This is a genomic window from Promicromonospora vindobonensis (genome assembly GCF_042685865.1).
Classification (GTDB): Bacteria; Actinomycetota; Actinomycetes; order Actinomycetales; family Cellulomonadaceae; genus Promicromonospora; species Promicromonospora vindobonensis.
In genome coordinates this window covers 534,725-559,610 of record NZ_JBHUOG010000002.1, presented here as the reverse complement: position 1 = coordinate 559,610, position 24,886 = coordinate 534,725, and the positions used below count along the sequence as shown (strand labels likewise).

Sequence of the window (24,886 nt, the reverse complement as noted above, 5' to 3'; positions counted from 1 at the left end):
AGTAGCCAGTATGCTTGCCACGATGCAATAGGAGGACCTAGTGAGCCAACGCGAAGACGTCGCACGCCTCGCCGGCGTATCGGCGCGCACCGTGTCCAATGTCGTGAGCGGCAGCGTCAACGTCACCCCCGGTACCCGGGAGCGCGTGCGTGCCGCCATCGAACAGCTCGACTACCGGCCGAGCGAGATCGGGCGCATGCTGCGGTCCGGCAGGTCCGGCATGGCCGCGCTGGTCGTCCCCGACCTCGACAACCCGTACTTCGCGGAGCTCGCCCGGGAGCTCATCGAGGCCGCGCGACGCCACGGGTACACGCTGATGATCGAGCAGACGGACGGCGTGCGCGACCGTGAGCGCGAGCTGCTCGCGAGGGCGGACACCAAGGCGATCTTCGACGGCCTGATCGTGAGCCCGCTGGACCTGACCGACGACGACCTGTCCAGAGCGTCCAGGACGCAACGGCCCGTCGTGCTGCTGGGCGAGGAGTCGCATCCCGGCTTCGACCACGTCCAGATCGACAACTTCGCGGCCGCGCGCGAGGCCGTCGAGCACCTGCTGGCGATGGGCAGCGAGCGGGTGGTCGCCGTCGGCGCCCAGCGCACCAGGCGATCCTCGAGCTCGCTCCGGCTGAGCGGGTTCGAAGAGGCGATGGGCTCGGACGCAGGGGCCTCGTCCGACGTCGCCTACGTCGACTCGTTCAGCCGGCGCGGCGGGGCGGAGGCGACCCGCCGCATCCTGGACGGCCGCACCCTTCCGGACGCCCTCTTCTGCTTCTCGGACCTGCTCGCGCTCGGCGCGATGCGCGCACTGCACGACGCCGGGGTGTCCGTCCCCGAGCAGGTGGCCGTCGTCGGGTTCGACGACATCGAGGACGGCCGGTACGGCCGGCCCAGCCTCACGACGGTCTCGCCCGACAAGGCAGCGATCGCGGACGCCGCGATGGACGCGCTGGCACGGCGGATCGGCGGCGACGACAGCGAGCCGCGACGAGTCCTCGCGCCGCACCGTCTCGTCGAACGAGAGAGCACCCGCCGGTAGCCGCCGGCCCGGCGGCCACGGGTCAGGCTCCGGCCGGCGCGCGCTCCTCCGCTCTGGACACCGCGGCGCCGGTGTCCAGCCGCAGTGCGGCCACGAGCTCGCGGTAGAGCTCGTCCACCTCCAGCAGCTCGGTGTGCCGGCCGACCGCCCGCACCCGGCCGTGCTCGAGCAGCACGATCTGGTCGGCGTCGATGACCGTCGAGATCCGGTGCGCGATGGTCACGACAGCTCCGGTACCTGCGACGTCCCGGATCGCCGCGGCCAGCGCTGCCTCGGTGAGGCCGTCGAGCTGTGCCGTCGCCTCGTCGAGCAGCAGGATCTCCGGCCGCGCGACCAGGGCACGCGCCACCGCCACCCGTTGCCGTTCACCACCGGACAGCTGCGACGCGTTGACCTCCGTGTCCAGGCCGTCCGGGAGCGCCGCCACCCGCTCGGTCAGCCGCAGGGCGTCGACGGCGGCCTGGATCTCGGCGTCGGTTGCGTCCGGCCTGGCATAGGCAAGGTTCTCCCGCAGGGTGCCAGGGACGATCGGGGTGTCCTGCTCGACGTAGGCGATCCGGGACCGGATCTCGTCGGTGCTCCAGTGCTCGTAGGGGTGCCCGTCGAGCTCGACCCGCCCGCCGTCCGGGCGGAGGAACCGGAGCAGGAGCGACATGATGGTCGTCTTCCCGGCGCCCGAGGGTCCGACGATCGCGGTGTGGCCACGCCGTGGCACGTCGAGGTCCACGCCGTCGAGCGCCGGCCTCGCGGCGGCGTCCGCGCCGGCATAGCTGTAGGTGACACCGTGCAGCCGCAGCACCGGTGGTTCGACGCCGACGCCCGTGGCTCCCCCGCCACCGTTGCGCGAACCCGGCCCGGCGCCGTCGTCGTCCGTCTCCAGCTCCATCTCCTCGACCTCCGCGATCCGTGCGGCTGCCGCGAGCCCGGACTGGAGCGACGTCAGCGACATCGTCAGGAGCATGACCGGCATCATCAGCTGGAACACGTACAGCAGGAACGCGACGAGCGTGCTGACGGTGATCGCCTCGGTCGACACCCGCCAGGCGCCGACGCCGAGCAGCAGCATCACGGCCAGGTTGACCGCGACGCCGGTGATCGTCCAGGACACGTTCTCGAGCTTGACGGCGCGGATGCCGCTCCGGGCCGAGGCCTTGGCGTGCTCGGAGACCCGGTCGGTCTCGCGCGACTCGGCACGCGCCGACTTCACCGTCCGCAGGGCCCTGACGACTCCTTCGAGGCGCCCGCCGAGCGCGCCCACGTGCTCCTGCGCCTCCTGCTGCGCCTTGGACAACCGCGGCATCAGCGCGACCACGCTGATGCCTGCGAGCACCAGGACGACGAGCGTGACGCCGAGCAGCACGACGTCCAGGTAGGCCATGAGCACGATCGCGCCGACCAGACCGATGATGCCGTTGACGAAGTTCACGACGCTGGACGTCGTCGCCTCGCGGATGAGCAGGGTGTCCGAGGTGACACGGGTGACGAGCTCGCCCGGCGGCCGGGCGGTGACCTCGGGGACGCGAGCGTGCAGCAGGTGGCGCACGAGGCCGGTACGCGCCGCGAGGATGATCCGCTCGGCCAGCGTGCCGAGCATGATGCCCTGGACCAGACCCATGACGGTCCCTGCCACCAGCAGGACGCCGAGGATCGTGATCGGGGTGCGCAGGGAGGCGGACGCCTCCAGCCCGTCGAGCACCGCCTTGGTGACGAGCGGGGTCGCCAGCTCGGCAGCGGTCGCCACCGCACCGAGGATAAGGGCGACGACCAGTACCGCCTTGTGCGGGCGGGCGTAGGCCCAGAGGATGCGCGCCTTGTCCCGCGTGGTCCGTTCGTCGACAGCTCTGCCCTCTGGCACGTCACCACTCCATCTGCTCGGTTCGCGGTCCACTGCACTTGCGCGAGCCATTCTGCGACACTCGCGTCGCATTTAGCAACTGAATTGTCTCCCGCAGGATGACGGCATACCCTCGGCCTCGTGACGACGGAGCAGATCGAGCGGGGAGCGCGCGCACGGACCCGGCAGGCCGTGCTGGACGCGGCTGCCTCGTTGTGGGCGCGCGACTTCTCCGCCTCGCTGAGTGCGATCGCCGAGCGGGCAGAGGTCAGCCGCTCGACCCTCCACCGCTACTTCACCGATCGCCAGGCACTCATCGACGCCCTGCTGCTCGACTCGCTGGCGCGGCTGGAGACGCTGGACGACGGCAGTGCCGCCGCCGCGTCAGCGATGGACACCCTCGAGCAGTACCTGCGCGCGGGCGTCGAGATGGGCGACCGCGTCATCTTCCTGTTCTCCGACCCGACCAGGTTCGAAGGCAACCCCCACTGGTCCGCCGAGGACGGCGACGAGGAGATGCGGGTGCTCATGGACAGGGCGCGCGCGGAAGGGTCCGTCGACCCTGAGATCCCGACCTCCTGGGCGGTCACCCTCTACTACGCGCTGCTCTACAGCGCAGCGGAGGTCAGCAACCAGGACCTGCCCCGGCACGTCGCCGCGGACCTCGCGGTGCAGTCGTTCCGGCGCGGCGTGGCCCCCTGAGCACCTGCTCGTCCTCGGCCCCCGGCCGGCCGTCGGGGCGGGCCGGGGCCGACACGGGTCAGCGCGGGCCGCGCACCTCCGCCACCTCGGGCGCCTGCGGCGCGTCCGACAGCGGCACGGGCGCCGGCCGGTCGCACGTGCTCTCCACGCTGACCGTCGTGCCGGTGTCGGCGGCCGCGAGCAGTGCGGTCATGATGTCGAGGACGTGGTACGCGACCTCGCCGTTCGCACGCGCGGGCACACCCGCGGGCGTGGCCGCGAGGTCGGCGACGCCGTAGCCACGTGCCGCGTCCCGGTAGCCGGCGGCGGGCGGCAAGGTCCGCCAGGCCCCGCCCAGCTCGTGCAGCTGCACGTCGCCGTCGAACTGGTTGGGATCGGGAACGACGAGCGAGCCGGCCTGGCCGTGGACCTCGATCTGCGACGCGCGGGTGGCGACCGAGTCGAAGCTCATCACCAGGGTCGACAGCACGCCCGACGCGTGCCGGAGCACCCCGGTCACGTGCGTGTCGACGTCGACGGGGATGACCTGTCCCTCCCGGGAGCCCGAGCCGATCTCGCGGGTCGCCCGGGTGTGGCTCGCCGCGCCGACCACCGACACGACCGGGCCCAGCAGGGTGACCAGCGCAGTCACGTAGTACGGGCCCATGTCGAGCAGCGGGCCACCACCGGACTGGTAGTAGAAGTCAGGGTTGGGGTGCCAGCGCTCGTGGCCAGGCGTCATCATCGTCGCTGTCGCTGCGACCGGCTCCCCGATCGCGCCGTCGTCGATGGCCTTCCGCGCCGTCTGGACGCCCGTGCCGAGCACGGTGTCCGGCGCGCACCCCACCCGCACACCGGCCGCACGGCCCGCGTCCAGGACGCTGCGGGCGTCGTCGAGCGTGACCGCGAGGGGCTTCTCGCCGTACACGGCCTTGCCGCCCGCGATGGCCTTGAGCGCTATCTCGGCATGGGCGGCCGGGATCGTGAGGTTCAGCACGAGGTCGACGCCGGGGTCCGTCGTCAGCTGGTCGACGGTCAGCGCGCGCACGCCCCGCTCCGCCGCGACCGACGCAGCGCGGTCCGGATCGAGGTCCGAGACGGCGACGAGCCGGACGGAGTCCAGCCGTTCGAACGTGGACAGGTACGCCCCGGAGATGGCGCCGAGACCGACGATCCCGACCCTCAGCGGCTGGCCCACAGGATGCCCCTCTCGATGATCGTGCGGACGTTCTGGTCGCTGACGGTGGCCAGGTCGTGACCCGGCGTCGAGACGAACACCCGGCCCTCGCCCCACAGGCGGGTCCAGACGGCCGGACAGGTGACCGGCCGGTGCCACGGGTCGAAGTCGCGGGCGGCGAGGGTCGTGGTCGCGAGCACGTCGTTGTAGTCGTCGGACAGCACCCAGTACTGCTCGGTCGTCAGCTCGAAGTCGGTGATCCCCGCGACGATCGGGTGGTCCGCCCGCTCGGGCACGATGTCGATCGTGTGCCGAACGAAGTTGTCGGCCGCTTCGCCGGCCAGGTGGTCGGGGGCGGCCTTCGGCGGGTGGCAGGCGAACTGCCCGCCGACGAGCTGGAGGTAGTCCGAGCTGCTCCGGTAGGAGTCGGCGATGCCGCCGTGCCACCCGGCCAGCCCCGTGCCGTTGCGCACGGCCGAGACCAGGCCCCGCAGCTCCTCGCCCTCGATCGTGCTCATCGTGGTGGTCTGGACGACGACGTCCACGCCCGCCAGGTAGTCGACGTCGGCGTACACGGCCGTCGTGCCCTCGACCCGGACGTCGTACCCGTGCTCCCTCAGGAAGGGGAGGAACGAGTCGGTCGTCTCGACGGGCTGGTGCCCGTCCCACCCGCCGCGCACGATCAGGGCGCTCTTCGTCTTCGAAGTTGTCATCTCGCACTCTCCCAAAGTTGCGCAACATCCAGGCATCAGCAGCGCTGCTCCCCTTTGATACACGACCGGTGGTGGGAGAACAAGGGGCAAATAGTTGCGCAACATTGACGTCGCAGCTAGCGTCACCCGCATGGCGAACCCACGTCGGACGACGCTCGCGGACGTCGCGAAGGCGGCCGGCACGACGACACCCACCGTCTCGAAGGTCCTGAGCGGCCGGTCCGACGTCTCGACCGAGACCCGCGCGCGCATCATGCAGATCGTCGCGGAGCTCGGGTATCGCGGTCGCTCCGGCCGGGACGCGCCGGCGCGCTGGGGCAGCTCCCCGTTCGTCGACCTGGTGCTCAGCGGCGTCGAGGGCACCTGGGCCAACCGCGCGCTGAGCGGCGTGGGACGTGCAGCGGAGGGGGCGGGGGTCGACATCGTCGTCTCGGTGGCCCGGCCGCCCGACGACGCCTGGCTCACCCGGCTGCTCGCGCGGAGGCTTCGCGGCGCGGTGCTGGCGCTCGTCGACACGACGACCGAACAGCTCGCAACGCTGGCGGCGGCGCAGGTGCCGATCGTGCTGCTCGATCCGGTGACCCAGCCACCGAGCACGGTCGCCAGCGTCGGTGCGGCGAACTGGGCCGGCGGGCGCGTCGCCGCCGAGCACCTCCTGTCGCTGGGCCACCAGCGCCTCGCGGTGCTCGCCGGGCGGCGCACGCACCTCTACAGCCAGGCGCGGGTCGACGGGTTCCGCTCCGCCGTCACGCAGGCAGGGCTCGAGCTCCCGGACAGCCGGGTCGCTCACACCGCCTGGCAGCGCGAGAGCGCCGCCGAGCTGGCGGCCCAGCTGTTGCGGGGCACGCCGGCGCCCACGGCCGTCTTCGCCTGTTCCGACACCATGGCGCTCGGCGTCTACGACGCCGCGGCCGCGCTCGGGCTCCGGATCCCCGACGACGTGAGCGTGGTCGGGTTCGACGACCTGCCGGAGGCGCGCTGGGTCAGCCCGGCGCTGACCACCGTGCGCCAGCCCATCGCCGAGATGGGTGAGGCGGCGTTGCGGATGCTGCTGCGCATCAGCGCCGACCCGCCCCGCGAGGCGCCGCGCGAGGAGCTCGCCACGACGCTCGTCGTCCGGGGCTCCACGGCAGCGGTGGGCGCAGCGACCGCCGCGGACCGGAGCTAGGGCTATAGGCTACGGCGCCGCCAGGCGGACGAGCGGGTCCGGGCTGTGCACGCCGCGCGGACGATAGCCAAGGGCGTCCGACAGGCCGAGGTAGTCGGCCAGCAACCAGACGATGCTCAGCCACATCTCGGTCCCCTGGAGGCCGGCGACGCCGTCGGGTCCGTCGCTGTGCGGTGCGAAGGCGAAGCCCTCGGCATCCGACCAGCTCCCGAGCGCCCGCCGAAGCTGGTCGTGTGCCCACGCGCTGCCCTCGGTGCGCCGGTGCCCGGTCTGCTTGGCCGCGAGCCAGAGCGGGTGGATCACGTCGAGGATGTTGCAGGCGGTGTAGCCCTCAGGGGTACCGAGGTGCGGGTCGCTCGCGTGCACCAGGACGGTGTCGACGGCGGCCTCCGGATAGGGCAGCGGCAGACCGAACTGGGCATACGAGCCGCGGGTCAGCCGGTAGAACCCGTTCACGGCCTGCAGCCAGCGCGGCTCGGGCGCCGGCTGCGGTGCGCCCCAGAGCCCCGTCTCGGGGTTCGCTCGTGCGGACAGCCAGCCCAGGAGACCGTAGACCGGGCCTGCGCCGCCGTCGGCGAGATCCGCCGAGAAGTCGGTGATGTTGAGGGCGCACGCGGTGGCGAGGGAGTCGACGGCGGCCCCGCTCCCCCAGGCCCCGGCGCCCCAGTCACGTGCTTCGAGCGAGGCGATGACCTCCTGCTCGCTCAGCTCGTGCACGGCGCGGACGGGATACGGGAGACGCCCGCCGAGCAGCCGGACCGCGTAGCCCACGCTGAGGACGTGGTAGCTCGCGCTGCCGTCCGCTGGGTCGAGCGGCTCGTCGGACGTCAGTGGTCGCGCCAGGCCCTGGTCGGAGAGGTCTGCCGCCGGGACGAGCCCCGTCGCCGGGTCCTGCCGCGTGGTGAGCCGCCGGACCAGGTCCGCGGCGTCGAACCCCGGGGGCGGGGTGCCGAGCAGGACGTCGGCGATCTCGACGGCGTCCGCCCACGGGCGGATGGCCGGCTCCTGCGTCCCCGCCGCCGCCGACGGGCGGTCCACGAACCGGCCGTCCTCGTAGCAGCGGGCCAGCAGGTCACCGGCCTGTTCGCGGGCCCGCCTCGCGAAGGCGTCGAGCTCCGCCTCGAGGTCGCGTTCCCGGGCAACCCGGGTCTCCGTGCGCCGGTCGCGGATGACGCGTGCGGGGTTGCCCGCGACGACCGCCCAGTCCGGCACGTCCTTGGTGACGACGGCGGAAGCCCCGATGATGACGTGGTCGCCGACCGTGACCCCGTCGAGGATCGTGGCGTTGGAGCCGATCCACACGTCGTCGCCGAGCGTGATGCCCTTGCTCCAGGTGCCCTGCTGGTGGATCGGCAGGTCGTTGGACATGCGGTGGTTGAACCCGAGGATCGAGCTGTGCGCTCCGATCCGGACGCCGTCCCCCATCCGGATCTCGCCGCGGACCACTGCGTAGGGGTTGATCGAACAGTCCGCGCCGATCGTCAGGTCACCCGTGACATAGGCGAGCGCGCCCACGTAGCTGCGGTCGCCGATGGAGAGCTGGTCGCAGAAGACCGCCGCGTTCTGGGCGATGAAGACGCCGTCGCCGAACGTCGCCCCCTCGGCGGCCAGCTCGAGCTGACGCGCCGCCTGCACCTCGCCCTCCGAGGACGTGGGGTCGTACTCCCAGGGAAAGTAGTCGATACGTCGGACGCCCGCGGCCGGTGAGTGGTGCACGGCGCCAAGACTAATCGCAGGTGGTGTCGACGTTCAGGTGGCTGAGCTCGCGGACCTGACTGCTGACGCACTTGCCTTCATGCTCACCACAGCGCCGCTCCCGGGAGCACAAAAACGCCCCCCACCTGCGTAACAGGTGAGGGGCGATCGGTCGGGCTGACAGGATTTGAACCTGCGACCCCTTGACCCCCAGTCAAGTGCGCTACCAAGCTGCGCCACAGCCCGCGGCGTTCCCGAGCACGCTCGAGACTACCGGTTTGGTCCCCGTGGGGACGACCGAAATACTACCCCACCCCCGGCTGTGTGCCCGACCACGGCGGCCGCGAAGCGTCACTCAGGTTCCAGATCACAGCTCTACGCGCCAAACGCTCGAGGGAGACATGCTTGTCGGGCGAGCTGTGCTGCTGTGAGTAGACCTTGTCGACTCTCGGCAACGCACCCTGCGGACGTAACCACTCCCCGCGGATCCGGGTCCCAGGCCGGGCACGGCTCAGGTCAGGGAAGGTGGAGCTCTTTGAGCTCTCGGCGCGAGGTGATGCCGAGCTTGCGGAAGATGTTGTGCAAGTGGGCTTCGATGGTCCGTGGACTGAGGAACAGCTGTGCGCCGACCTCACGGGAGGTTGCTCCGGTGGCCACCAGCCGCGCGACGTGCAGCTCCTGGGTGGTGAGCTCGTCGGTCGGCTGGGCGGTTCGTGCGCGTGGGCGCTCGCCCGTCGCGCGGAGCTCGCGTGCAGCGCGGGCGGCGAACGCTTCCGCGCCCATGTCGGTGAGGAGCTGGTGGGCGGTGCGGAGCTGGTCTCGGGCGTCTCTGCGGCGACCTTCACGGCGAAGCCACTCGCCGTAGACGAGATGGGTGCGAGCGAGGTAGCCGCCCATCCGGCTCTGCCCGAGCTGCCGGATCGCCTCGCGGTACTGACCCTCGGCTGCCGACCCGGTGCTGAGGAGCGCCTGCGAGCGCGCTGCCATCCCGAGCGCCCACGGCGTGCCGCTGGCATAGGCCCGGGAGGAGAGCTGCTCCATCGCCTCGACCGCGCTCTCCGGCTGACCGGTACGTGCCGCTGACTCGATGAGTTCCGGGTGGGCCAGGTTGCTGTGGGTCAGCTCATCGGACTGGAACGCCCGCGTCGCGGCGGTCCGAGCCGCTGCGTACTCTCCAAGACCGTTGTGGAGCACCGCCAGGGCGTACTGCGCCAGCGAGACCTCGGTGTCGTCGCCGCGTCTGGCAGCTTCTCGGACGAAAGCCGCCTGGACCGCGCCGGTCTCGTCCGAGCGGCCGCGCCAGGCGGCGAGAATGAGCTGGGCGTGGAGCAGCGGCGCGGCCGTCGTCGAGGCGGTGATCGAGACCTGCTCGTCGGTCAGCTCGGCGGCACGAGCGAGCTCACCGGCGAGCACCAACAGGACGGACTGGACGAGAAGTGCGGTCGGGAGCGTCGAGAACGCCCCGTCACGTGCCAGTCGCACGTGACGGTCCGCGAGGACGTGGGCGAGCTCGTCATCAAAGACCGCCATGGCGGTCCTGCTGACCAGCCACAACCAGCGGTGGTCGTCGCCGTCGGGCTCCGCGTTCGGCTCCTGGCGGGCGAAGGCGAGCAATGCCCGGCGAAGCTCGGGTACGCCCGACTCGTACCCGCGCGTGAAGGCGGTCACGAGGCCGTCGAGCAACAGGTCCGGCGGCCGCGGCAACCCGGGCGGTGCAGGGGCGGCCAGCGCGGCCTTGGCGACCTCCAGCACACCGCGGTCGGGGTCACCGGTGACGAGCGCCGCGTCGAGTGCGTGCAGGTACGTCTCCCGGGCCAGACCCGGATCGAGCGGAGTGAGGGCCCTGGCGGCGTCCAGCAGCATCCCCGTCGCCCGACCGCCTCGGCTCTGGTAGAACGCGACCTGGGCGCGGAGCAGCTCGAGGCGGGCGCTCGGCAGGGCGTCCAGCGGCCCGGCGGCCGCGAGCGCCAGCAGGTCAAGGGCGGCCTCGGGCGCACCGACCTCATACTTGGCGTGGGCGGCCCCCAATGCCCGCCTCGCGCGTGCGGCAGGCTCAGGAGACAGCTCGGCTGCCCGCTGCAGGAACGCGGCCGCGGCGGCCACACCCCCGCGAGCGCGCGCCCGTCCGGCCGAGCGCTCCAACCCTTCGGCGACTTCTTCGTCAGATCCCAGCACCGCCTGCGCGCGATGCCAGGCACGGCGATCCGGGTCGGCCTGTGGGTCGGTCGCCTCGGCCAGCGCGCCATGGGCTCGGCGACGATCCGGTGGCATGGCCGCCTGATACACCGCTGACCGCACCAGCGGGTGGCGAAACCGTATCCCGACGCCGATCTCCAGCAGCCCGGCGGCCTCCGCGGGCGTCGCAACCTCGCGAGCGAGGCCCAGGTGTGCTGCCGCGCGCCACAGCAGCGCAGCGTCGCCCGTCGGCTCGGACGCGGCGACCAGCAGCAGCTGCTGCGTCTGCGGGGGCAGGTTGCCTGAACGGCGTCGGAAGCTCTCCTCCAGGCGACGCGGGACGCTCAGCGCGTCGGGCAGCTCGAACCCGCCGGCAAAGTGCGCCGGTCGCACGTTGCCCAGCTCGAGCAGCGCCAACGGATTGCCGCCCGCCTCGGCCAGGATCCGCTCGCGCACCCTCTCGTCCATAGGTGTGCGCACTGCAGCGCTGAGCAGCGTCCGGGCATCGGACTCGCGGAGCCGCTCCAGCCGTAGCTCTGGTAACCCCGCGAACGGACGGCTGTCGGCGTCGTCAGAGTCGCGCACCCCGAACATGAGGGCCAACCGCTCGGCCCCCACCCGTCGGGCCACGAAGGCCAGGACCTGCGCCGATGCCTCGTCCAGCCACTGCGCGTCGTCGACGAGACACAGCAAGGGCTGTTCCTCGGCCACCTCGGCCAACAGGTGGAGCGTCGCCAGCCCGACCAGGAACCGGTCCGGCGCGGCGCCGCCGCGGAGCCCGAACGCCACTCCGAGCGCGGCCTGCTGCGGCTCGGGCAGCGTGCCGGTGCGATCCAGCAGGGGTGCACACAACTGGTGCAGCCCGGCGAAGGCGAACTGCGTCTCGGACTCGGCGCCGGCCGACGACTGCACTCGGAAGGCTGAGGCGAGTGCCGTCCGGCGAGCGTGCTCGAGGACGGCGGTCTTCCCGATCCCGGCTTCCCCTCGCACCACGAGTGAGCCGCTGTGCCCGGACCGACCGCGGGACAGGAATTCCTCGACCGCTTCACGCTCTGAGCGCCGGCCCACGAGATCCGCCAGCAGGGGTGCTCCAGTCGAAGTAGGTAGCAACCACTGTAGTGGACCCTGATGCGGAGCGGGCGGGTGGCCCCTCACCACGATGAAGGCCAGGATGGGCCTTCATCGTGGTGAGGGGTAGGGGCCGGTCAGTCGATCCCGTAGGCCCGTGTGACCGATTGCGTGACGGTGTTGCCGTCCGAGTCCACGGCCCGCACCTTCAGGGACACCGCACCCTCCTGTCCCCGGTGCCGGACCTGGGCGTCGAAGGTGTCTCCACGGTGGTTCCGGTCCACCCGGAGACGGTCCCATGTCTCACCGTCGTCGAACGAGGCCCACGCCTCCAGGGCGGCGACCCGGTGCGATCCGGGGTGATCGATCGTCAGGCGTACCTCGTGGGACGAGCCCCTGGTGCTCACGTGGTTGTCGAGGCCGACCGGGACGTCGTAGTCGATCCGCATCATCGGCAGCCGCTCGGTGCGTCCCGTGCGGGGACGGTCCGACTCGAACGTCCACACGGTCTCCGAGGCGGTACCGAACGTCCAGTCCGGCTCGTCACGGGTGGTGCTCAGCTCGACGCGGTAGTCCGCCGACTTCTTCGTGGTGGCGTAGGTCCCGGAGACCCCGCTGCCCTCACGGATCACCACGCCGTCCTCGAGCACCCTGCCGACGGCTTCCTCGGGCAGTGCGGCACGCTGGTAGGTCTCTCCGGTGCCCTCGGCGAACTCCGCGACGTCGAGGGTCAGCTCGTCGCCGGTACGCACCGCGCCGTCACCGACCACGACCGGTCGCTGCACCCCGCCGTACCAGTCGTAGGTGAGGCGTTCTCCCGGCCGATAGGTGCGCAGCTCATGGAGGGAACCACCGATGATCGGGTTGAACGTGTCCCAGGAGTTGAAGTGCAGCACCTGCTGGCGCCAGAGGGTGTCGCTCGCCCCGGAGGAGACGTACTCGGTGCGTGACTGCGCCTCGCGCAGCTCGTGCTGGGTCTCCACGATCGTGGTGTCCTGCCAGGGCCGCCAGGCGAACCGCTGCTCCTTGGCCCACTCCTCGCCGCCCAGCGAGTGGTAGTTGGCCGTGATGGTGGCGGTGTTCCGGGCCGAGACGGTGTGCACCACGCGTTCCGGGACACGGTTCGGCGACACCTGGACGACGTCGTACCGGTACGGGACCTGCTGGTCACCGCTGAACCGGAGCTTCAGGTCCGTGGAGCCGTGACCGTGGCCCGGACGCGTGCCGCCACGACCGTCGTCCGACAGCCGCTCGGCCACCTGCTCCGCCTCGTCCTCGGACAGCACCGCGACCGGCAGGGGCAGGCGTGGGCCCTGTCCCGAGAAGTTGATCCACCACAGCGCGGTGGCATCCGGGACGATCAGCAGCACCGCGGCTCCGGCCTCCAGCGCGGCTTCCACCGCGGCGTCGGTCTGCTCCTTGTCCTGGAGGTGGGCGACGACCGCCGCCCCGCGGACGTCGCGGCCACGGTAGTCCGCCGGCCGGCCGCGTCCGACGTCGACCACCGGGACCGCGCGCCGCAGGTCCACCTCGGGCGAGGACCTCTCGTAGTTCGGCCACAGCGTCAGCCCGCGAGAGCCAGGCTCCTCGGCCTTCAGCATCGGCGCGGCGAGCTGCCAGCGCGAGGTGAACTCGAAGTAGCCGTCCTTGGCGGCGTCGGTGGGTGTGACATAGACGTCGGAGGTGAGGTCGAACTTCATCGTCGAGTTGCTGAAGGTGCGGTCCCCGACCTGCCGGTAGGTCGTGAAGCCGAGGTGGCCGCGCGGCTCGGCCGGCAGGGGGGTCTCGATCCGCACCCGGTTCGCCTCGCGGGCGTCCAGCACCAGCTCCATGTCGCCGGTGACCTCCAGGTCGGGGTCGACGACGACGGACACGTCCTCCTCACCAACGCCGTCGATCATGGCGTGCAGGAAGTAGGTACCCTCGGCCATCTCGACCTGACGGGTCTCGACCGCTGTGTCGTAGGTGACCACGTCGAACCGGGGATTCTCGCCGAACAGCGCGACAGGCGTCGCCATGGCGTCGGCCCCGTCCCTGCCGATCGCACGGATCGTGACCGTGTGGACGGGCGGGTCCTTGACGACGGCTACCGTCGTGCGGGTGAGGTCGCTGCCGTTCGTGGCCACGAGCGACCCGGAGAACTGCCCGTAGGGCAGGGCTTCGACGTCCACGGTGACGGGCGCCGTGACGGTCCCGCCGGCGGGAACCACTACGGCGTCGGCACCGAGCGAGACGGCTGCACCGGGGGCCTCGCCCTGAGCGTTCGTGAGGCTGAGGTCCAGCTCGAGCTCGACCTCCGTGTCGCCGTCGTTGGACCAGGACACCTCTCGCGTGACGGTGCCGGTCTCGCCGTCCTCGAACGTGCCAAGGCCGAGGGTGCCGGTGGCGCTGATCTCCTGGGTGACCGCCCGTGCGACGTCCACCCTGCCGCTGCCCTGCTCGTACACGCTCAGCTCGCCCGGCGCGGCGGTGCTGATCAGGCCGTCCTTGAGGCGGGACCACGACCAGCCGGAGTGCTGCGAGGCCAGGAGGGCGGCCGCCCCGGCGACGTGGGGCGTGGCCATCGACGTGCCGCTCGCGGACGTGTAGAGGTCGTTGACCACATTGCCCATGGACGTGCCGCCGGAGCGCGCGGCCACGATGCCCACGCCTGGGGCCGTGACGTCGGGCTTGACGGCGAGATCACCGAGGCGCGGGCCGCGGCTGGAGAACTCGGCCAGGCTCTCGTCACGGTCCACCGCACCGACGGTCAGGGCGCTGTCGGCGGCGCCCGGCGAGCCGACCGTCATCGCCCCGGGCCCGCTGTTGCCCGCGGCGATGACGAACAGCGTGTCGTGGTCCGCGGACAGCGCGTCCACGGCCAGGCTCATCGGGTCGGCACCGTCCGTCGGGCTACCGCCGAGGCTCATGTTCACCACGTCAGCGCCGGACCGGGCGGCCCACTCCATCCCGGCGATCACCTCGGAGTCCGAGCCGCTGCCCGAGTCGTCCAGGACCTTGCCGACGATCAGGTCGGCGCCCGGAGCGACACCGGCCCGCAGGCCGTCGGAGCCCGCCCCCGTCCCCGCGACGGTCGCGGCCACGTGGGTGCCGTGCCCGTGGCCGTCGTACGCGGAAGCCTCAGCGGTGAAGTTCTGCTGGTCGACGACCTTGCCGACCAGGTCGGGGTGGGTGGCGTCCACGCCGGTGTCCAGGACGGCGACGGTCGCTCCGGTGCCGTCGATCCCGGCCTCCCAGGCGACGGGTGCGCCGATCTGCGCGGTGCTCTCGTGCAGGTCCGCCTGCACCTGCCCGTCCAGCCAGAGCTTCTCGACACCACCGTTCAGGCGGTGCCGGCCTGCGGCCGCCGCGCCGGTCTCGCCTCCCGTGATCGCCTGCCAGAACTGCTCGGCCTCCTCCTTGTCGACGTCCAGGGCCTGGGCGTCGATGCTCTCCAGCCGCTCGGTCGGGTCCGCGGCGGCCAGCGCGCCCGCGTCCTGCACGCGCGCATCGGCGGCGTAGGTGGCGATCACGGGCAGCGTGTCGACCGACGTGTCGTCGTACCCCTGGTCGATCAGGGCGTCCACGCTGAACAGCTCCATGTCCAGCAGGTCGTCCGCCACGTACGGGACCACGTCGGACGGCAGCACGTGCAGCTCGCCGTCGATCTCGAGCTGATGGACGGTGACCCGCTCGCGACCTCGCGCCGGCTCGACCACCGCGGACCGGCGACCGTCGACCGTGGCGAGTCGCACCGTGTCGCCGGTCAGCAACGTCACCGCAACAACCTCCCCGCCGTCAGAGGGGGAAGCAGTCGGGGTACCGCCCGACGCGGCAGCCGCACCCCCGGTGGTCAGGCCCACCGCCAACACCGCAAGCACAGCGATCGTCCTCCGACGCATGACGTCTACCTCTCCTCGACCTGGCGGCCCGCGGGCCCTCGAATGTCCTGAGCGCTGTCTAGTCGTCGCCGACGAACCAGGGCAAGCGCATCCGTGGCCGGTTTAGGCCACTGTCCACTACCGGCCAGAAAGGTTTACACGGCTGTCACGCAGGAACGGACATTTCGCCTGGCGGCAGGAGCTCGCCACCACTCGTCGAGATCGAACAGAACGCCGTCCAGGCCGCGCCCAGCCGCCGCCAGGCGGGTTCACGGGGCCTGCCGCACCAGGTAGGCGTCCTTCACCGTCTCGGTGGCCGTCTCCCCCGCGGTGTTCGACGCCGTGGCGCGCAGGGAGACGGTCGAGGCGCCTTCCGGGGCGTCCACGGTGGCGACGCCGTCGGTCAGCGTGGCCTTCGTCCACGTCGCACCGCCGTCGGCGGACCACGACAGGTCGGTGACAGACGCGCCATCACCGCCCACTGCGTGGACCGTGACCTGGGTCGTGCGCGGGGCGCGGCCCTGCAGCCCGATCCCGGCCACGTCGTAGCGCAGGTCCAGCAGGTCGTGCCTCGTGTACGGCGCTGGTCCGGGCTCGGCTCGGAAGCTCCACCCGCCGGAGACGACTGCCCCGGTGTACCACCGGTCGGAGCCGCGGGCGCCGTCGAAGGTCACCTCGTAGCCGGCCCCCGACGGTGGCACGGTCACCGTGGCCCAGCCCGTGTTCTCGTCCGCGACCACCTGCCCGTCCTGCCGCACCACCAGGTGCACGTCGTCCAGTCCCCAGTCCGACCCGAGGCTTCCTGCCGAGTCCGACCAGTCGGTGAGGATGTCGAGCTGGTCTCCCGCGAGCCCGCGGTATCCAGCGGGCGAGTGCGGAGCACTGCCGACGGTCGTTGCGGTGCTGGAACCTGGTTCGAGGCTCAGCTCGTCGGTACCGAACTGGCCGACGGGCGTGCCGTCAGTGGCGGAGTAGAGGATGCTCCTGGTCCAGCGGACGTCTGCCGCGTTCACGTACTCGGTCCGGGTTCCCGGTGCGACCGGGCTCGAGAGGCCGGCGGCGGTGTCGCGTCCGCCCGGTCTGCCCGACCAGGACAGTGCGGCCGTCACGTCGCGCGCGGGGTCGGCGAACGTCGTGGTGAAGGTGGCGAGGTCGGCCGGCTCCACGCCGAAGGCACCGGTCGTGACCGGCGCCTGCCGGAAGGCGAGGTCGTAGGTGTACGACGGCGGTGCGGCGCCCGCGACGGGCTCGGCCAGACGGGCCCTCGTGACATGGTCGAACGTTCCGACGGTGACCGGGTCGGTCGCCGTGACATAGACGTCGGCACCGGCGACCTCGGAGATCCCCGTGGCAAAGGCACGCCCCTCCTCGTCGGTGTGCGTGCCGTCCAGCACCAGCGCGGTCCGCTCGGCGGCGCGCGGCACGTCGAACGAGACCGGCAACGCCTCGCGGGCATCCAGTGTCACCGTGGTGTCGTCGGCCACAGCGACCTGCGATGCGTAGGACTCGACCACCTGGTCGACCGTCAGGTCATCCGCGAGCCCCATCATCACCGAGCCCACGAAGTAGGTGCCCGCCGGGACCTCGAACGTCGTCTCGGCCGCGTCCGTGCCCTCGACGGGGAACGACTGCTGGAACCTGGTGTGGTCGGCGGAGTCGATGACACCCAGGTAGGCACTCTCGTCGAACGGCTCGCCGTCCCGCCCCACCTGCTTGACCGTCAGGTCGAAGGTCTCCGGCTGCTTGTCCCAGCCGACCGGCGTCCGCACAGAGGTGCCGCCGGCCCCGGTCGCGACGACCGCTCCGCTGTACCGGCCTAGGGCACCCGTGGCCTTGGCCACAGAGACCTTCACGGATGCGGTCCCGTTCGCCGGGACGGTCACGCGGTCCTTCGAGAGCGACGCGGCCTCGACCGGGTCGCCGTCGGGCCCCGTGGCCGAGAGCGCCAGGTCGAGGACGACCTTCCTGGCGGCGGTGTTGCGGTACGTGACGGTCTTCGACAGCGCCCCCTTGTACGGCGGCTCGAACTCCCCGAACGACACCGATGCCGGACTCGCCAGCAGCTCCTGGTCCAGTGCACGGGGCACGAAGACCCGACCTGCGCCCTCCTCCCACACCGTCCCGCCTGTGGTGTCCGACGAGCCCATGAGGACCGACCTCGCCTGCGTCGCGGTCAGCTCGGGCCGCATCTGGAGCAGCGCGGCCGCGGCACCTGCGACGTGCGGCGCCGCCATCGAGGTGCCGCCATCCGCGACGTGGTGTGCGTCGACGACCGTGCCGAGCGCCGTCCCGTTCGCGCGGGCGGCGACTATGTCGTCGCCCGGCGCCGCGATGTCGGGCTTGATCGCCCCGTCGGCACGCGGACCTCTGCTGGAGAAACCTGTCACCTGGTCCGCGTCGTCCACGGCGCCCACCGTCAGGGCGGACGACGCCGTGCCCGGCGAGCTGATGGTCTCGTGATCGCCGGAGTTCCCCGCCGCGACGACGAACAGCGTGCCGTGCTGCTTCGTCAGGACGTCCACCGCGACCGATGCCGGGTCGGTGCCGTCCGAGGCGTTCATGAAGCCGAGCGACAGGTTCACCACGTCCGCCCCCTGTGCGGCTGCCCATTCCATGCCCTCGATGACCGCCGACATCGTGCCGACGCTCTGGTCGTCGAGCACCTTGCCGACCATGAGATCGGCGTCGGGCGCCATGCCGCGGTTCTCGCCCTCGGACGCGTCGCCGGAGCCGGCCGCGATCGATGCCACGTGCGTACCGTGGCCGGTGCCGTCGACGACGGAGCCCGTGCCGGAGAAGTCCTTGGTGGCCACGACGTTCTCGTCCAGGTCGGGATGGGTCGGGTCGATGCCGGTGTCCAGGATCGCGATCCGTACGCCCTTGCCCGTGGCGCCCGAGTCCCACGCCTGCGGCGCGCCGATCTGTGGCGCGGAGTCCGCGTCGAGTGCCTCGGCAGGGGCGTCCAGCCACACTCGGTCGATCACGGGCGTGTCCGCGGTCCTCGCGCCCTCGTTCCCGTCCTGGGCGCGCAGCGTACCGAGCAGCTTCGCGCCCTGGCTGGCATCGACATCGTCGGCGACCGCACCGACAGACTCCAGCCGACGGTCCGGCGTCAGGCCGGCAGCCTGCCATTCGGTGGCTGTCGCCAGGGCCGTGAGCCCGCCACCTTGCTGCACGATCACCCGCACCGTGTCACGGTCCTCGCCCGTCGCAGCCAGCCCGGCGACGTCGAACAAGGCCTCGTCCAGGCTCGTGCCCACCAGCGGGGCGATGTCGGACGGGATCACGAGCAAGCGGTCCTCATCGGTCTGCTGGAGGAATGCGATCCCCGAACGTCCCTCGGCCGGGTGGATCGTGGTGGATCGGTGCCCGTCGGTCATGGGCGTCACCGTGACCCGGTCGCCGGTCAACAGGGTGACCGTGACCGGGTCACCGGTGGATGATGCCGGCGCGGAGCGGCCGACCGTGCTGCCCTGGCCGTCGGGTGAGGCCAGCGTGCCGGTCAGCGCTCCAGCGCCCGTCGTGACCGCCACGGCGAGTGCCGCAGCGACGATTGCTCTCGTGCGCAAGGGAAGTCCTTCCAAGGGTGTCCAGCGGCGATCACTGCTCGCCAGGGGTACGGCCGACGTGGGATGCGTGACCGGGTAGTGCTTCAGCGGTTCAGACGGGAACGACGAGCGGCAGCGCGAGCCAGGACGACGTGGTCGCCACGACCGTCCGGAGAACGATCGCTATTGCCTGCCAGAGCAGTACCCACGCTCGCGAGGTCTTTCCCAGTAGAGACCGTGTCCATGGAACAGGGTCAACTCGTTCGGTGGGGCGTGTCCCGGGCGACTACCGGCTCGCTGCAGGCATCGGCGCGATGTTCGAACGGTGGGCGCCGGCGGGCGGACCTCGCGACGCAAGGCATGCTGTACCCATGCCGAAGACCTTGCCCTCTGGCCCCACCGTGATCGTCGACGACAGCGAGGTGCGCTTCGTCGCCGGGGCCGACCAGTTCGCGATCCGCCTCAAGGACGGGCACCTGCACGTGCGCGCTATCGACACCGACGGCAGCGAAGCCCAGCTCGCCGTGATCCCGACGTCGCGCAGCACGCTCAACCTGCAGATCGAGCACCCGGTCGCACACGGGCCGGTGGACGTGGACGGCCCGACGTTGCGCGTCTCCTGAGACTCAGCGAGGCGGCGCGACCGTAGCCCCCTGACGCTCCGGACCTTCCGCGCCGCGACCTGAGTGGGATCCGCGACTGGAAGCCGCAGCACCGAGCTTCGCCCCCCACGGGGAGCTCGGGTGGAGCTCACGACGAGGAACGAGCGGACCAGGGCATGCGCTAGGTTTCGGTGTCCTGCCTGCCCCTTTGTCGATGGAGCACGATGCGCCGCCTGATCACCACGTCCTTGGTCCTGCTGCTCGCGAGCGGGTGCGCAAGCGCCGCGGGCGGCGCGCCAGAACCGGCCGCGCCGACGGCTCGGACGGCAGAACCGGCCACGCCGACGCCTCAGACGTCGGGTCCGGCCTCCGCACCGCCGTCGGAACCGGCGCGTCTCGGTGCCGAGGAGGCCGCCGTCCGGTACCTGGACATCGTCCGCCCGTACAACGAGGCGCTCGAGGCGCTGGAGACGGCGATCAACACGGGGCAACCCGTCGATGTCCAGCGGGAGCAGGCGACAGCGACCTTGGCTGCGCTGCGCGCGGAGATGAAGGAGCTGCGCGGAGCGCGGTGGCCGGCCAAGGTCGAGCCGCACGCCCTGAGCCTGGCCGACGCGGGTGATCGCGCGGTTCCGTCCTGGGAGGCGGCCACCGCCGCGACGACGTCCGAGGACCTGGTCACCGCTGTGCTGGCCGCGCTGGAGCACGACGATCAGGCCGCTGCGGACGCGATCCGCCGGCTGCTGTCCCTCGACCAGTACGACGAGGGCGACTACTCCTCGTAGGAGTGCCTCGCCCCGGGTTCAGCGGAGGCTCTGGTCTACCCCGGGGCGAGACAGGACGGGCGCGCTATCGCGCGACGGCCTCGAGAAGCTGGTCAACAGTGTCGTGGACAGTGGCCTGCGGTCCGATGATGATCTCCCCGGCGAGGCGGAGGTGGTCGTCCTCTGCCCACCACTGGGCCATGAGCTCTGGCGTGAACTCCGTAGCCTGGGGGCGGCCGGCGTGCCTGCGCAGCGTCTCGTCGAACGGCACATCGAGGTACGCGACCGCGCTGATGCCCCTGTGGTCGGCGACGAGGGCCCGCAGCATGTCGCCGTACCGCACCTCGTGCAGGATGCCCTCGATGACGACGCCGTACCCGGCGTCGAGTGCGTGCCGGGAGAGCGTGTCGATCATCGAGATGGTGACGGCGCCAGGGGTGTCCTTCTCCCACATCAGCGTCCGACGCACGTAGTCCTGCTCGACCAGTGCTGTGCCGCGACCCATCCGCGCACGCAGATCACGCGCGACGGTAGTTTTCCCCGATCCCGAGGGGCCCCGCACGATGACAAGGCGCGTCGAGTCGTTGCCGGTCATGGGATCTCCGGCCCCGGCCTGCCGTGGGAGCGGCGGCATCAGCGGCCGTGCCTGACGCGGATCCGGGTCTCGGCGGACGAGTCACCAGCACCGGCCCGCACGGTCAGCACTCCCACGCGCAGGTCCTCGGGGAGCCTGACCGTCGCAACACCCGCACCGTCGGCACCGGTCCGGATCCGGCCCAGCTCGATGTCCTTGCCCTTGCGGGCTTCGGCGACCAGCACGTACTCGGTGTCCGCCAGTGCTCCCGTCAGGCCCACCGGGATCTCGGCACCGGGCCTGGACCGGTCGGGTGCTTCCAGCCCGATCGGCAGGTCGAGGGCGCAGGTCGCCGCCGACCCGACCGCCTCGCGAAGCTGAGCGATGACAGGTGTGCCGTCGTCGGCTCCGGCCAGGAGCAGCTGCAGGTCGCGGACCGCTGCCGCGACGGCCCTGTCCCGCCCGTGATGCCGGGCCTCGGAGATCCGGTCGAGGCCGTCGCGGACATCGCCCCTGAGCTCGGCCGGCAGCTCGGCCGCTGGGTCGCTGTCGATGATCTCCCGGGCGACCTCGAGCTCACCGAGCAGCAGGTCGGTGGTGGGGGTGGTGTACGGCCTGTCCGTGAGGCACTGCCGCGTCCCGGCGTTCAGGAACCGGGTGAGGAAGGTGTGCGCCGCGATCTGCGCGGTGCGCTCCTCGCGGAGCTGGTAGTTGCTCTCGGTGGTGTCGAGGTAGGTGTGGCCGTCCGCGAAGCGGTTCTGCAGGTCGATCGCGGCCCGGAGGTGCAGGGCCGCCCACTCGTCCGGGGGCGCGCTGAGCTCGCCGCCGATCCCGTAGCCGTCGGCGATCACGTCGGCCTGCGCGAAGTAGAGGGGGAACGTCGTGCCCCAGTCGTTGCCGTCCGGGTAGTGGATCGTCGGCTCGCCCGGGACGTAGATCGTGCCACCCGGCGGAAGCCACGGCGGCGCGGGGAACTCCAGGTCCACCAGCGCGGCGTAGGTCAGGTCCACGTTGCGGAGATACGCCGCCGCGGGCAGCTGGCCCGTCAGCTGCTGCGCGAGGGCATTGTTGACGTTCTGGTCGAACGCCAGCATGTAGATGGGGTGCATGAGGTTGTGGTTCTCGACGGTGCCGTCCGTCCAGACGTTCGAGCCGTCGAGCAGATCGTCCAGCCGCCTACCGTTGACCACCTCGGAACTCGTCACGTCCTCGGGCGTCGCCCAGGCCGCCAGTGCAAGGGCGATGGCGTCGTCCCGCCACCGCGCGCTGTTCTCGGCGTCGGGCATCATGAGCCCTGCGAGGCCCGAGAGGGAGCTGCGCCACGCGTTCTCCTCGGCCTGGGTGTTACCCGGCCGGATGATCACGCCGTCCGCGTCCCGGTAGTACGCGGGATCCGGCATCTGGTCCGCCTCCATCACCACCATGTTCGTGACGCACGCCTGCTGCGCCTGGCTCAGGTCGTCCCACAGCAGCCACGCGGCGAAGCCGTTGTAGTAGGCCCACAGGGACGACTGCCACAGCCGCTCCTCCGGCCCCCAGCCACCGGGGTCGTTGGCGCGGTGCTCCGCGGCGGCGGAGCTGACGAGCCGCACCACGCGGTCCCGCGCCTCCGCGGCGCTGACCCCGGTGTCGGCCGGGTCGTACGCCCCCGTCGCGAGCAGGATCGCGGTGCTCACCGCCGTCATCGCGGGCCCTCGCATCGCGTACTCGGTGTTGCCCAGGCGCTGGGCGAGGTTGATCCGCTCCCCCGTCTCGTCCGCGAAGTGCTCGTCCCAGTACGTGGTGCTGACGTAGCGGTTGGCGTTGCGGGCAGCTTCCAACGAGAGCCCGCTGATCTCGTCGGCCGGGACGGGCCGGTCCAGGGCTGCCGGGTCGGGGGGCGTGACGACGGGCGCGGCGCCGCCGTCGGTGCCGTCGGTGCCGCAGTGCGACCAGGGATCGGTCCGGGGCGTGGCGGAGATCGTGATGCCGCCGAGCGAGCCGTTGTAGAAGAACTCGCTGCCGCGGTCCCCGCCGTTGCCGACCCGGACCGGACCGCTCCCGTCGTTGATGACGGGCATCGCCAGGTCAAGGGTCAGGTCCCTGGTGGCGTCACCGCGCACCTGGATCTCCACCGCACCGGGTGCCCACGTGACGTCGACGTCGTAGCTCGCTCCCTGGCGCACGGTCACGCCGGTGGACAGCTGCTCCCAGGCGCTCTGCCCTGCGACGCGCGACCAGAACCGGAGCTCACCGCTGGGCATGATGTAGAGCGCCCAGCCCTGGTTGACGGCGCGGCTCGTCACGATCGCCTGGTGCGCACCGGTCGGCGCACCGGGCACGATGTCGGTCACCTCCAGGCGCCACCCTCCGTCACCCGGCTCCAGGAGGCGGTCGAACGGCAGCCGGATCTCCGAGTCGTCGCGCCTGGAGAAGTGCGCGCTGCCGTCCGAGTACCTGACGCCGGGAAGGGACTCGCCGTGGCGCTCGCCCACGGAGTCCCTGGCATCGCCGTCGAAGTCCCAGGTCGACGTCGTCGTCCGCACCTCTGGTTCGCGCGCCTCCGCCGTCGGCATGCCGTGCGCCAGACCGAGGACCAGCGACAGCCCGAGGGCTGCGGCCACCGGACTGATGACCTTCGTGCTGCCGCGGGGCGCTGCCTGAGCTTCTCTTCCGCCGACCCGATCAGGTAGTGACATGTGCACGCCTCTCGTCCGCCGGGTCGCCCCCATTGGCGATGCCCGAGATATGTCGCAGGTCACATATGTACCAGCGCACCGAGGACTTACGCAAGGTCCTTTCGTATGTCCTGGCTATGATCGTGCGATGCGGCAGCTCCCGATCGACGACCAGGCGCGCGGCACGGTTCAGCTTCGCCTGCTGAACACCCGGCGGGTGCTGACGGCGCTCCGCCAGGCCGGCGGGCCGGCCCGGATCGCGGAGCTGGCCACCATGACGAACCTGACCCGGCCGACCGTTACCCAGATCGTCTCGGCGCTGGAAGGGCGGACACTCCAGCGGTACGAGCCGGCCGGAGCAGCCGGACGGCCGGCAGCCCGCTACGGGCTGGCCAAGGAGGCGTTCGTGGTCTTCGGCGCGGATGCCGGAGCGCACCGGGCGGTCGTGGAGATCGCGAGCCTCGACGGCACCGCGCGGGCACGACGCGAACGGCGCCGCACGCCACCGCTCGGCGCCGACATGCTCGAGCTGCTGGTCGAGCTGGGGCGGGAGTGCCTGGAAGAGCTAGAGCTACCGCCGACGGCCGTGATCGCCGGCACCGTCGCCAGCCCCGGCATCGTCGAGCAGCCGACGGGACGGATCACGCTCCGGGCCGGCCTCGGCGGCTGGGACGGGGCCCAGGTCGTCTCCGTCCTGAGCCGGCACTTCACCGGCGAGATCACCGTCGAGAACGACGCGAACCTGGCGGCGCAAGCGATGTGCGCAGTACCCGACATGCCGCGGACGTTCCTCGGCCTGCAGTGGGGACAACGGCTCGGCGCCGGCATCGTGCTCGACGGACGCATCTACCGCGGCCAGCTCGGAGCTGCGGGAGAGCTCGGTTCGCTCCTCGTCCCCGACCCCGTCACCGGCGAGATCCGCCATCTGGAGGAGGTGTCGCACGCGGGCAGGCTTCCGCTGCTCGGTGGCACACCCGACCTGTCGACCGAAGAGCTGATCGGCGCCGCCGCCGACGGGGACGCACGATCCACCCGAGCGCTCCGGCGCGGCGTCGACGTGCTCGCCGCCGCGGTCGCCCCGACCTGCCTGGCGCTGGACCTGCACACCGTCGCGATCTCTGGAGCCATCGCGCGCTCGGGGCCGGCACTGACAACAGCGTTCCGCGAGAGCCTGGCGGAGCGCGGCGCCGTCGGCATCGACTGCAGGCTGTCGCCCTTCCACGAGGACACCGTGCTGCGAGGAGCGGTGGGCCACGCCATCGACGCGGGATGGGAGCGGCTCATCGAGCAAGCCGGGCCGCAGGCGTCGATGGCAGCCACCGAGGTCTCATAGG

15 protein-coding genes and 1 tRNA gene are annotated in these 24,886 nt (G+C 71.7%); 6 read left to right on the top strand and 10 right to left on the bottom strand.

Translation table 11 applies throughout. The features are described 5' to 3' along the window. Positions 1–40: 40 nt before the first annotated feature. The gene (locus ACFS27_RS15685) at positions 41–1,036 is read left to right on the top strand and encodes a LacI family DNA-binding transcriptional regulator (RefSeq protein ID WP_377184618.1); all 996 of its coding nucleotides are present in this window, start codon (positions 41–43) and stop codon (positions 1,034–1,036) included. A 22-nt stretch (positions 1,037–1,058) separates the two neighbouring features. On the opposite strand, the gene ACFS27_RS15680 is transcribed toward ACFS27_RS15685, so the two are convergent. Next, positions 1,059–2,891, bottom strand: a complete 1,833-nt coding sequence (locus ACFS27_RS15680; protein ID WP_377184616.1) for an ABC transporter ATP-binding protein — start codon at positions 2,889–2,891, stop codon at positions 1,059–1,061. Between the two features lie 120 nt (positions 2,892–3,011). Here ACFS27_RS15680 and ACFS27_RS15675 point away from each other — a divergent pair, with 120 nt between their 5' ends. Further along, a complete protein-coding gene (locus ACFS27_RS15675; protein ID WP_377184614.1) occupies positions 3,012–3,572 on the top strand; it encodes a TetR/AcrR family transcriptional regulator in 561 nt (186 codons plus the stop codon). A 58-nt stretch (positions 3,573–3,630) separates the two neighbouring features. On the opposite strand, the gene ACFS27_RS15670 is transcribed toward ACFS27_RS15675, so the two are convergent. Both ACFS27_RS15670 and ACFS27_RS15665 read right to left on the bottom strand, forming a co-directional pair. Next, on the bottom strand, positions 3,631–4,749 hold the full coding sequence (locus ACFS27_RS15670; protein WP_377184612.1) for a Gfo/Idh/MocA family protein: 1,119 nt from the start codon (positions 4,747–4,749) through the stop codon (positions 3,631–3,633). Next, the gene (locus ACFS27_RS15665; protein WP_377184610.1) at positions 4,734–5,441 is read right to left on the bottom strand and encodes a ThuA domain-containing protein; all 708 of its coding nucleotides are present in this window, start codon (positions 5,439–5,441) and stop codon (positions 4,734–4,736) included. The genes ACFS27_RS15670 and ACFS27_RS15665 overlap by 16 nt, the downstream gene beginning before the upstream one ends. A gap of 130 nt (positions 5,442–5,571) precedes the next feature. Between ACFS27_RS15665 and ACFS27_RS15660 the strand changes: the two genes are divergently transcribed. Beyond that, positions 5,572–6,609, top strand: coding sequence for a LacI family DNA-binding transcriptional regulator (locus ACFS27_RS15660; protein ID WP_377184608.1), 1,038 nt, complete (start codon positions 5,572–5,574; stop codon positions 6,607–6,609). A gap of 9 nt (positions 6,610–6,618) precedes the next feature. Here the strand turns inward: ACFS27_RS15660 and ACFS27_RS15655 are convergent, their stop codons facing one another. The 5 genes from ACFS27_RS15655 to ACFS27_RS15635 all read right to left on the bottom strand — a co-directional run bounded on the left by ACFS27_RS15655 (position 6,619) and on the right by ACFS27_RS15635 (position 18,976). Beyond that, positions 6,619–8,325, bottom strand: coding sequence for an acyltransferase (locus tag ACFS27_RS15655; RefSeq protein ID WP_377184606.1), 1,707 nt, complete (start codon positions 8,323–8,325; stop codon positions 6,619–6,621). Positions 8,326–8,476: 151 nt separating this feature from the next. Continuing rightward, positions 8,477–8,550: transfer RNA gene (locus ACFS27_RS15650), tRNA-Pro, on the bottom strand. Between the two features lie 270 nt (positions 8,551–8,820). Next, positions 8,821–11,547 carry a helix-turn-helix transcriptional regulator gene (locus tag ACFS27_RS15645; protein ID WP_377184604.1) on the bottom strand — a complete coding sequence of 909 codons (2,727 nt, stop codon included), beginning with the start codon at positions 11,545–11,547 and terminating at the stop codon, positions 8,821–8,823. 137 nt (positions 11,548–11,684) lie between these two features. Beyond that, the gene (locus tag ACFS27_RS15640; RefSeq protein ID WP_377184602.1) at positions 11,685–15,305 is read right to left on the bottom strand and encodes a S8 family serine peptidase; all 3,621 of its coding nucleotides are present in this window, start codon (positions 15,303–15,305) and stop codon (positions 11,685–11,687) included. A gap of 371 nt (positions 15,306–15,676) precedes the next feature. Beyond that, the gene (locus ACFS27_RS15635; RefSeq protein ID WP_377184600.1) at positions 15,677–18,976 is read right to left on the bottom strand and encodes a S8 family serine peptidase; all 3,300 of its coding nucleotides are present in this window, start codon (positions 18,974–18,976) and stop codon (positions 15,677–15,679) included. A 350-nt stretch (positions 18,977–19,326) separates the two neighbouring features. Between ACFS27_RS15635 and ACFS27_RS15630 the strand changes: the two genes are divergently transcribed. Together ACFS27_RS15630 and ACFS27_RS15625 are read left to right on the top strand one after the other, a co-directional pair. Beyond that, positions 19,327–19,578, top strand: coding sequence for a hypothetical protein (locus ACFS27_RS15630; protein WP_377184598.1), 252 nt, complete (start codon positions 19,327–19,329; stop codon positions 19,576–19,578). 203 nt (positions 19,579–19,781) lie between these two features. Then, a complete protein-coding gene (locus ACFS27_RS15625) occupies positions 19,782–20,342 on the top strand; it encodes a hypothetical protein (RefSeq protein WP_377184596.1) in 561 nt (186 codons plus the stop codon). Between the two features lie 64 nt (positions 20,343–20,406). On the opposite strand, the gene ACFS27_RS15620 is transcribed toward ACFS27_RS15625, so the two are convergent. Further along, on the bottom strand, positions 20,407–20,916 hold the full coding sequence (locus ACFS27_RS15620) for an AAA family ATPase (RefSeq protein ID WP_377184594.1): 510 nt from the start codon (positions 20,914–20,916) through the stop codon (positions 20,407–20,409). Positions 20,917–20,954: 38 nt separating this feature from the next. Then, positions 20,955–23,498, bottom strand: a complete 2,544-nt coding sequence (locus ACFS27_RS15615; RefSeq protein WP_377184592.1) for a hypothetical protein — start codon at positions 23,496–23,498, stop codon at positions 20,955–20,957. Between the two features lie 202 nt (positions 23,499–23,700). On the opposite strand from ACFS27_RS15615, the gene ACFS27_RS15610 reads away from it, so the two are divergent. After that, on the top strand, positions 23,701–24,885 hold the full coding sequence (locus ACFS27_RS15610; RefSeq protein WP_377184590.1) for an ROK family transcriptional regulator: 1,185 nt from the start codon (positions 23,701–23,703) through the stop codon (positions 24,883–24,885). Position 24,886 lies beyond the last annotated feature (1 nt).